Below are 10,139 nucleotides of genomic sequence, written 5' to 3'. Positions count from 1 at the left end.
CCAGTTGGTGATTTTGAACTTTTGCTTTGCCACGGAACGGTCTGCGTTGTCGGGAAGATGCGTGATCTGATCCTTCAACTTAGCAAAAGTTCGATTTATTCAACAAAGCCGACTGATAGTCACAATCGAGCCATGTCCAGAATAAGACCGGTATCAGCAGTTGCTTTTGCTGCTCAGCATCAAGAATGTGGCTGAACAAGAAAGGAAAAATACGGGTATCCCAGAAACGGAAAATCCCCTCCCGACCTTCATGTTGCGCATCAACACAATCCCTGAGCCAATCAGCAAGCTGTTCAAACGACCAGCAAGAACCGCATATCAGCAGGGGAGCCGATTCCATCATTTCTGCTGCAAGGTTATGTAGCCACTGAACATGTTCAGCGTCCGATAGATCCACCCGAACCAGCACAGGCGCATCCTCAGGATACATATCCTCAGGTAACCCTTGATATAGCGACTGCCACATCATAGGGTTACTGAAAGTAGTAAGTGCGGGCAGGACAGAGAAATTAACAGCACACTGATCGATTATCACATCAACATGGTCTATCTCGGCACGCTGGCAGGTTGTTCTGATTTTGTCCATCCACGGAGAAACGAAATCCATCTTTTACATCTCCCTTGGAACAAAACCCTGAGCGATTTCCTGTGCCCGTTTCAGACAATCTTTGCAGACCGATGATGGTAGTTCAGGCAACGGGAAATCCTGGCTCGCAGGTCCTTCCATGTTGTGCTGCCCTTTAAGGCTTAACAGTCCAGGGCCATGAACCTTAATTTCTCCCTGAGGTGTCAACTGGATGTAAGCGCCGCCACATGCAATAGTGATCCCGTTTTTTGCCGTTAGCTGCAGGTGACCTTGTGTTGACTGAACCGTGACGTCTTTCAGTGACGTAAGGGAGAGTGTGTCAGCGTGTGATTCTACTTCAAGTGGTCCTTTCGCCGAGACCAGCCGGATCCCTTCCTGTTGTGAAAGTAGCGAAATCGCTTTACTGGCGTTTACTGAGTGGCGCTGCGCGGTTGCAATATTGACCTCTCCCAGACTTTGCAGGTAGAGGCCTTTACCACTGTGCATTAGCGCAATATCAGGGGTAACAGAAGCAACCCCTCTGGGAGCAGCCATCAATAAAGCCGCTTCTTTCAGGTTACTGGCACCGTTAACAAACTCTCTCAGTGAATCTGCGTCCGGTGAATAATTATGATGAACCTGGGCAATACTGCCCCATTCGGTTATCTGATTCAGCGCGCCTTTCAACAAACTGACCGCCGGCTCCATATCCAGCGCCTGCCCCTGGGCCTGCGCCTGTCCGTCCGCGCTGATAAAAATACCCTTCTGCGCCCGGATGGCACCCCAGCTGTCGGTTCTCAACTCAAAGCCTTCGCCGCGCGGCTGCCTGTCGCTGTTCACCAAGTGCCCCAGATTCAGCTGGCTCTTGCCGCCATACTCCGTCGACACCTTGATATGCTCTTTCCCACGCTCATCGTCGAGGCGGATTTTGTTGTTGGCCGGGGTGCGCAGGACGTTACGTTTGTCATTGCGGATGGTGACGTGATCGCCGTGCGCCGAATCGTGGAGCACGCCCGCGATATACGGCCGGTCCGGGTTACCGTCCTCAAAGCCAATCGCCACCTCCGTCCCCGCCAGCAGCGGCAGGTGCAGGCCGTAAGTGTCTCCGGCATACGGCCGCGACTGGCGGACCCACAGGCTCTCGAACCCGGTTTCCCAGCGCGCCCGGTCAAACAGCATATTCACCCGGTAGCGCCCGTGTTTGTCGATATGCCCGTAGGTGTCGTTTTCCCGGGTACTGGTTACGCGGGCCGGCAGCGTCCCGGCCATCACCGGGCGCGCGCCGGGCTCGGGCCGGTAGCCGACGTCCGGGCTGTCCGGTATGCCGGCAAACTCCACCGCAAAGTCGGCATCGCGCCAGGCGTGGCTGTGCATCGCCGTGATAAGCACGCCATCAGCAAACTCTCCAGCCACCTCCTCTCCGCCGGTCACCTTCAGCACCTGACCCGGGCAGAGCGTCGGGCAGCTGGTGGTGCCCTGCATCCGGGTCTGGCCGTTCAGATAACGCTCATGGCGAAGCCGGGCGTAAAACGCCCCGGTCTCCGGCGCCGGATGGCGGTCATGGACATTCCCGGCGGTCAGGTAGTTATCTCCCCAGTGGTAAGCCTCACCAAAGGTAGTCGTCTCCCCGCGGGTGACATCCACCTGCGCGTTCATGTCAGCCGTCGCCTCGCGGTAGTTGTAGTCGCGGGTACTGACCTGCTGCTCCACGACGCGGTGGCGGCATGCCATCTCCCACACCGCGTCCACCCCCGCCGACTGCTGCCCGGATGGCGGGACCGAAGGCAACGTCAGCCCCTTCTCATAGCCCTGCTGACTGTCGCAGAACTCCGCGACGTCGATGTGCAGCCGCGTATCGGCGGTAAAGCGAAACCAGATCCCCACCTCACCCAGCAGCCGGGTGATAAAGCGCAGGTCATCCTCACCGTACTGCATCACCTGCTCGCGGCGCGGATACGTTTTTGTCAGCGAGAACAGAAAATCCTGACCGCGCAGGCCGTGGCGCTCGCGGAGGATTTTTTCCACAATCTGCGGAACGGACTGGTCCTGATAAATGGCGTTCTGGTGCGAGCGGTTAAGCAGCGCCAGGCGCGGCTGGAGGGTCAGCGCGTAGTGCGTTTCATCCCTGGAGGTGCCGAGCCGTTCGAACCCCGTCACCACGCCCTGGATCACCCGCACGGGTTGCTGAACATTGATGCCGAAGCCCTGAGCCACCGGCGCCTGCAGCGTCAGGGAGGCTGCCTTCATCAGCATCATCTCTTTGCTGATGGCATGGTCTGCGCTGGTGAATTCGATACGATAGCGGAACGGCTGGCTCAGGGCTTCATCGCCCTCAAACGCCAGCACATCAAGCCCGGCTTCACATCCCTTCACCGAAAGCAGATGGTGGTTGTGGCTGAACAACAACGATTTCACGCTACTCATCGGCGATTGCCCCCTCGTCAAACGCCATCACGATGCCTTCTTCTTCGTGATACCCCAGCGTCACATGGTTCGGTTTATGCCCCGCCGCCATATGGCTCAATAGCTGCTGACTCAGCGCCGGCAGGATCTGCTGATTGAGCAGAATGTCGACGTTGCGGGCGCCGGTGTCCGGCAGCAGGCAGGCCTCGGTCAGCGCGTCGAACAGGCTCTCGCTGAGGGTGGCGGTCATCCCGTAATGGCAAGCCAGACGCTGACTCACCTGCCCGAGCTTCATGCCGACAATGGCGCGCAGCGCTGCCGCCGGCAGCGGACGGTAAATCACCGTCTGGAAGCGGGCCAGCAGCGCCGGCTGGAAGTGGCCGCGCAGCACCGGGCGCAGCAGCTCGTGCAGGTCTGATTCGCTGGCTTCAGGCTGTTCATCCAGCAGCTGCATTAGCAGGTCACTGCCAAGGTTGGCGGTCATCAGGATCACGGTGTTGCGGAAGTCGATTTCACGCCCCTCGCCGTCGCGCATTACCCCCCGGTCGAAGACCTGGTAGAACAGGTTCATCACATCGCGATGGGCCTTCTCCACCTCATCGAGCAGCACCACGCTGTAGGGGCGTTTGCGCACCGCCTCGGTCAGGATCCCGCCCTGGCCGTAGCCGACGTAGCCCGGCGGAGAACCCTTCAGCTGGCTGACGGTGTGCGGTTCCTGGTACTCGGAGAGATTGATGGTGATCAGCGCTTTCTCGCCGCCGAACAGCGCATCGGCGAGGGCGAGCGCCGTTTCCGTTTTGCCGGTGCCGCTCGGCCCGACCAGCAGGAACACCCCCTGCGGACCGTTCTCCGGCGTCAGGCCGGTTTTCGCGGCGCGCAGGCGCCGGGCAATAGCGCTCAGGGCCGCCTCCTGGCCAACCACCCGTTTGCCGAGGCTCTCTTCCAGGCTCAGCAGCTCCGTCTGCTCATCCTTCATTAGCGAGGAGAGCGGCACGCCGGTCCAGTCGGCAATCACCGTCGCCACGGTGCGGACGTCGACGTCCAGCCCGAGTAGCGGATTGCCGTGCTGGGCGGCAGTAAGCGCGTTTTGCAGGTCGTTGATTTCCCCCTGGCGGGAGATATCGCGACGACATGCCCGCAGTGCCTCCGTTAGCTGCAGCTCCTGACCATATTGGGTTTCGAGGGTATCCAGCGCCAGGATAAAGCGGTTCTCCTCCTGCTCAATGAGCGCCAGCCGTTCGCCGTGGGCGCTGTTGCCCAGCGCGATATCCTCCAGCAGCGCCTGCTTCTCCATCGCCAGCGCGGTGAGCTGCGCCTTCAGGCGGGTCAGCGGCTCTGGCACGGTATCAAGGCTCATGCGCAGGCGGGCGGAGGCGGTGTCGAGTAAATCCACCGCCTTGTCCGGCAGCTGGCGGCCGGTGAGATAGCGTCGTGACAGCGTCACGGCGGCACGCACCGCGTCATCCGTGATATGCACCCCGTGGTGGTGGGCATACCGGGGCTTCAGGCCGCGCAGCATCAGGCAGGCGGTGTCGTCGTCCGGCTCATCCACCTTGACCATCTGAAAGCGGCGCTCCAGCGCGGCATCGCGCTCGAAGTACTGCTTGTATTCATGCCAGGTGGTGGCGGCGATGGTCCGTAGTTCCCCCCGGGCCAGCGCCGGCTTCAACAGGTTGGCGGCATCCGCCCCGCCGGCCTGATTGCCCGCGCCGATAATCGTGTGCGCCTCGTCGATAAACAGCAGCACCGGCCCAGGCGACTGCTGCACCGCCTCAATGATATTTTTCAGCCGCTGCTCGAACTCGCCTTTGACCCCGGCGCCGGCCTGCAGCAATCCGAGGTCGAGGGTGCGCACCGACACCGGCTTCAGCGCGTCGGGGACGTTGCCTTCGGCAATGCGCAGCGCCAGGCCTTCCACCAGGGCGGTCTTGCCCACGCCCGGTTCACCGACGAGGATCGGGTTGTTTTTACGACGCCGGGAGAGAATATCCACCATCTGGCGGATTTCCGTATCACGTCCGAACACCGGGTCAATCTGCCCGTCTCTGGCTTTGGCAGTGACGTCGAGAGTAAATTTGTCGAGGGCGTTCTGCAGCGCCGGGTTGGGCCCATCCGCGTTCGGTACCCCGTCCGCAGGACGCCCCACAAACTCCACGTCCCCGCCATGACGCTGCGCCAGCGCCGCCTCCTGCTGCGCTTGCGGACGTTCGTCGGACTGGGTATCCAGCAGGGGGCGCAGGCGTTCCAGCTGGCTCTGGCCCAGGGTTAACAGCGGCCACAGGCCATCGCACTGGATCAGATTCTGTTTTGCTACCAGCGCCATCAACAGGTGAACACTGCGGATCTGCGCTTCGCCGCTGAGCGAGGCAATCAGCCAGGCCTCCTGCATCAGCTTCAGGATAGCGCCAGATAGCTGAGGACGATGACGTACCGAGCGCGGCTGTTTATCCAGCCAGCTAAGCAGATCCTGCCATAGCGCATCCATATCCCATTCGTAGCGCCGCGCCAGCACCGTCAGATCGCCTTCCCCCTGTTCCAGCAGCTTGAGCAGCCAGTGCTCGGGCAGGATCTCAGCGTGCGCCCGGGACTGGCACAGCGAGGCCGCCCCCTCCATCGCGCGGGCACAGCAGGGATTAAGACGGCGTAACAGGCTGGCTGGATTTTCCATGAGATCCTCTCTTTATTGGTTCCGGACACGCTACCGCCCGTCGCTGTTCCCCAACAGGAACCCATAGCGCACAGGGTCAGGCAGGCAGATTGTGTTTTTCTTTGCTGAGTACCCGCATCTCAGGCATTCAGCAAAAAACGGCGGACAGAGAAACGCTGTCCGCATCAGGCGATGGCCCTCCTTACTCCCCGGTCGCATAGAAAACGATGCGACCGGGGTGAGCGAACGCCGCCAACGCACCTCCGGCGCGAAGAATGACGGGCAATTACGCGGTAGCGCGTTCGTTCCAGCTATCGGAATGAATGATGTTGCCGTCTTTATAGGTCCAGATGATCTTCTCGTAGCGCAGCTCGATCTGTTCCAGATGGTTGTGCTTCTCGTAGGCAGGGTCTTTGATGTCGTGCATCAGGGGATTCACTTTCACCACCTTGACGTTCTCAAGCGTGGTGTTGAAATACTCCACTTCCTGGCCAGCATCGTTGATCCGATACCACTTGAACTCGGCGGATTTCAGGGTCTGACCGGTGGTCACCGCCTTGTAGAGGTAGGGGCTGGAGGAGTCGATCTCCTTGGTGAACAGGAAAGGCGTATGGATCCGCGTGCCGGTCAGTTTGCCGGTGTTGTTATCGGTCGGGATGTACAGGTTATGCTCCTGGGCCACCACTTCGATACTGCCTTCACGATCCTGAACGTCGACAGACCCTTTAATGTCCGCGCCGCCGTCGTCTTTCAGCCAAAGATAAACAGGAATTGCCATGGAATTACTCTCCATTGTGTAGTGAAGCGCCATCATCCTGGGATGACGCAGAGGGTTTGTCCGGTAACCGGCAGGCGTCGACCTGCGGCACCAGACTGATTTCGACACGTCGGTTCAGCGCCCGGCCTTCCGGCGTGTCGTTTGTTGCAATTGGGCGGCTTTCGCCATAGCCCTGAACGGCAAAGCAGCTGTCCGGCACGTCGCCGGTATCGCGCATCCAGTCGCGGACCGATTCCGCGCGTTTCAGCGACAATAACTGGTTGGCTTTTTCCTCACCGACGCTGTCGGTGTGGCCCGCCACCACGATCAGCCACCCGGGCCTGGCCTTAATGTCCACCAGCGAGTGGACAAGCCGCTTTGTCGAACCGGGTTTCAGTACCCATTTCCCGGTATCGAACAGCGACATGCTGTCAAGGCGGATGACGTGCTGCGCGACGCGCTGCACCGGCCTGGGGGGCGGTGGCGGCGGCACGTAGCGGCGAATAGCCTCCAGCAACGGCAGGCGAATCCGCTCCCCGCGATATAAGCCAAGACTCAGGCGCAGCGGGACGCCGTTACGCGCCCAGCTATCCAGCAGCGCGGCATCTTCACGCAGCACCCTAACGGCGCTGGCTTTTGCCCCATAATCATTCATCGCGATCCGCTCATAACGGGCAATATCAACGCCCACGCGCTGCAGCAGTTGTCGATTGTTCCAGCCACTGCTGAGCAGCGCGGCGACAGCCGCAAGAGTGAAAATAGCGAGCGCCGCGCGCCCGGCCCTGCCCCATGGCGTGAGCCCCCGTCCCGCCGGTAACTGCGACAGGATGAAATCCGGCAAGGATGACGCATCCGGGGTGTCGGTCTCGCCTGGCTGCCAGCCAGCTACCCGCGTCAGGCCGGTATGCCGGGATAACCACCTCGTCCATGCCGACGACGCCAGGCTCCCGGCATGGGTGGGTCCGATCCCCCAAAGTACGGCCGCTGGGGTCAGGGGTGGCAGGTCGGCATTCTTCTCCGTTAACACGGCAAGGACGTGCCGTGCGAACCAGCCCATCAGGCTGTTCATTAATACCTGCTGCTGCAGCGCCGCCGCACCGCCGACGCTCAACCAGGTCGACACAGAACAGGGGGAGCAGGAGGGCTGCCAGACTTTCACCGCCTCACCCGGGATCGCCGCCTGCCAGAGCAGACTAGGGCTCATCGCGCTGCCCACCTGCCCCTGCAGCGCCAGCGGTACGGCATACCCCGTCTGCTGACGCAGCTGGCTGATTTGCCAGCGCAGGGCCAGCAGGGCGCTGGTCAGCGCGTCGCTTTGCGCGTGCCGCTGCGGGCAGACGCAGAGCAGCACCGACAGCTGAGACCCCCACTCCGGTCGCTGGCTTAATATCTGGCGCGCAACCTGCGGCAGCTCCTCCGTCTTTTCCACCCGGATCCAGCAGCCCTGTTTGACGACCCGCACCGGGGACGGCTGCGGCCAGACACACGGCAGATCGCCGCAAACGAGGACTACCGGCTGGCGATAAGCGATCGCCGGAAGTTCGTGCAGGGTTGACGTGACCTGACGTTCGGCACCACGACGGGCAATACGCAAGATCGCGATAATCAGGGCCAGCGTGACCAGCAGAATGAGCCACGCCCCCCAGCGAGGAACCGGCAAAAATAGCAGGCACACCAGCGCGCTCAGCAAACCTGCCCACAGCGCCAGCCCGCGCTGCTGGGCGGGGCTCATTTCCCCTCCCCCGGCAGCAGGGTCAGCAGCAGATGATCGAGCCAGTGGTTCAATCCCCACCACAGAGCCACGATCACCGCCACGCTCAGCCCTGCACGTACCGGCCAGGAGGCCAACCAGCCGCTTATCCCCAGTCCGGCGCGGCTCTCTATCAGCACCGGAGCGCCCTGCGGACAACGGAAAGGCGGGACATGTTCACTGAGCGCGTTGACCAGCTTCAGGCGCTCCGGGTCGTTGAGGGAGCGAAAGCTGCCAACAAAACCCAGCTGCATCACCCGCTGAAAACAGGTGACCACAGCCAGGTCGGGCGTCGGATCATGCAGAACCTCGCGCATCCGCTCGCACAGGGTGTCGCCGGCGTCCATGGTGCCGAGAAAATGCCCCTGCAGCGGAATGTCATACCACTGCAGGCAGGCATCATCCTCCACGCCGCGCCCTTTCACGACTTCATCGAGCAGCGCGCACTGGGCGGTGAGAATATGCTGACAGCTGACGTCATCAAGCCCGCTCGCCTTCAGCTCAGTTTGCACGCGCTCGACATCAGCAATACAGCGCTGCCAAAGCGTGTACCCCTCCTCATCGCGGAACTGCGGGCCATGGCGCAGGCTGATAACCTGCAGCCAGGTGTTTTGCAGCAGCGCATCAATATCAATGGACGCGGCGTTGCCGCGTTGACGTTCATTCACGTTCGTAGCACCGCAAAAAGTTCAAGTTCAGGCTCGCCGAGCATCCCCGGGACGTAGAACATACAGGTACCGCTCTGCAGCATTTCCGTCGCCAGAGGATGGGACACATCGAGGCTGAAATACTGGTTTTCCAGACGCAGCGGGATCGCCGCCGGCACATGACGCAATGGCGTCAGGGGCACCCCTGTCCGCGAGGAGTTGACGATGGCTTTGACATGATCCGGACTGCCCACTTTGCACTGCCGCGGAAACTGTTCCTGCAGCTGGGCGACCGGTACCGACGAACGAACCGACAGATAGTAATCCGCCCCTTCCCGCAGCCGGGCATCGTGCAGACGCGCCTGCCAGAAGTGCAGCCGGGCATCATGCTCCAGGGCAATCGCTACCACCCGCGACGGCAGGCTCGCCTCCAGCAGGTCGCTGAGTAAATCAAACAGCGGCGGAAAAACCGCGTTCAGCTGGTCATGTTGATAGATCGGGACGGCATTCGCCTGATGGGTCAGCGAAAAGGTCAGCAGGCTGCCAGCCAGGCGCGCCAGCTCCGGATAGAGGCGTTCCGGCGGGCTTTGCCGGTAACGCAGAAAATAACCCAGCACCGGCTCAGCGCTGTTCAGCGCGTTCAGCAACCAGAACAGAGAGACATCGGCCACGGCAAAATCAGCCATCCGTTCATTGCTCTCGCGACGCATGGCCATCAGGCGCGTCAGACGAGCCCGGAGCTGAGTAAGCAGCAGTTCAAGCTGCGTCGCCAGCCAGCGGCTGCCCTGAATCTGCAGCAGCGGCGGGAGAAACGTCTCGTCGATGAGCCAGGCCCCCTGCGAATCCCGCAGCAGGCGTACCACCGGACAGGTCAGGTAATCGCTGTTATCCTGATGGGCGAAACGGAGCGACAGCTCCGGCTGCATGACGGCAATCTGCCGGGTATCATCCCCGAACTGGTTGCGGACATCGCGCCAGCGCTGCCGGAAGCGCACCGGCCTGTCGGCCACATCGTCAGGCTTCAGGCAGTTGCCGCCATTGGCCTTCATCAGAGGCAGCGCCAGCATCACCACTCCCGTGCGGGATTCGCCCTCCAGCGACAAAGCCGGCGGCAGCGCATCGGCATTGTCCGTATCAATCATCGTGCCATCCTGGAACCGGACCTGCAGCCTGTGAGCCTGCAGGCGTCCCAGTTTGAGCATCTCTGGTTCGAAGGTCGCCTCAACCACTCCCCAGGGGTGGTTGAGGCCCATCCGGGCAATCGCTTCCGCAGCCCAGGCGGCATACGCAGCCTGCTGTTGAAAATGCTGGGGCGACACCATAATGCCCCGGCCCCATAACGGACGTTCGGTTTTCATCATCGTCCGACC

General features: G+C 61.3%; 8 protein-coding genes. All 8 read right to left on the bottom strand.

Going from position 1 to position 10,139, the window contains the following annotated elements; all coding sequences use genetic code 11:
- Positions 1–78: hypothetical protein (locus AC6CWS_RS16520; protein ID WP_223602338.1), on the bottom strand; the 78-nt coding region annotated here is incomplete at its 3' end.
- A gap of 1 nt (position 79) precedes the next feature.
- A complete protein-coding gene (tla1, locus tag AC6CWS_RS16515) occupies positions 80–607 on the bottom strand; it encodes a toxin Tle1 chaperone Tla1 (RefSeq protein WP_498256420.1) in 528 nt (175 codons plus the stop codon).
- A gap of 3 nt (positions 608–610) precedes the next feature.
- Positions 611–2,980 carry a type VI secretion system Vgr family protein gene (locus tag AC6CWS_RS16510; protein WP_074442605.1) on the bottom strand — a complete coding sequence of 790 codons (2,370 nt, stop codon included), beginning with the start codon at positions 2,978–2,980 and terminating at the stop codon, positions 611–613.
- A 1-nt stretch (position 2,981) separates the two neighbouring features.
- Positions 2,982–5,636, bottom strand: coding sequence for a type VI secretion system ATPase TssH (gene tssH / locus AC6CWS_RS16505; protein WP_065882147.1), 2,655 nt, complete (start codon positions 5,634–5,636; stop codon positions 2,982–2,984).
- A 265-nt stretch (positions 5,637–5,901) separates the two neighbouring features.
- Positions 5,902–6,393: a type VI secretion system effector Hcp gene (hcp, locus tag AC6CWS_RS16500; RefSeq protein ID WP_023289393.1), complete on the bottom strand. Its 492-nt coding sequence runs from the start codon at positions 6,391–6,393 to the stop codon at positions 5,902–5,904.
- A gap of 4 nt (positions 6,394–6,397) precedes the next feature.
- Positions 6,398–8,104, bottom strand: coding sequence for an OmpA family protein (locus tag AC6CWS_RS16495; protein WP_065882146.1), 1,707 nt, complete (start codon positions 8,102–8,104; stop codon positions 6,398–6,400).
- Complete coding sequence (gene tssL / locus AC6CWS_RS16490; RefSeq protein WP_065882145.1) at positions 8,101–8,790, bottom strand: type VI secretion system protein TssL, short form; 690 nt, start codon at positions 8,788–8,790, stop codon at positions 8,101–8,103. Before tssL ends, AC6CWS_RS16495 begins: the two co-directional genes overlap by 4 nt.
- Entirely contained in the window at positions 8,787–10,130 is a 1,344-nt protein-coding gene (gene tssK, locus AC6CWS_RS16485) for a type VI secretion system baseplate subunit TssK (protein ID WP_072420330.1), read from the bottom strand. Before tssK ends, tssL begins: the two co-directional genes overlap by 4 nt.
- Positions 10,131–10,139 lie beyond the last annotated feature (9 nt).

The organism is Klebsiella sp. M041 (assembly GCF_059759695.1).
Note: the sequence above shows the minus strand (reverse complement) of the source record. Positions and strands in the feature narration are given on the sequence as shown.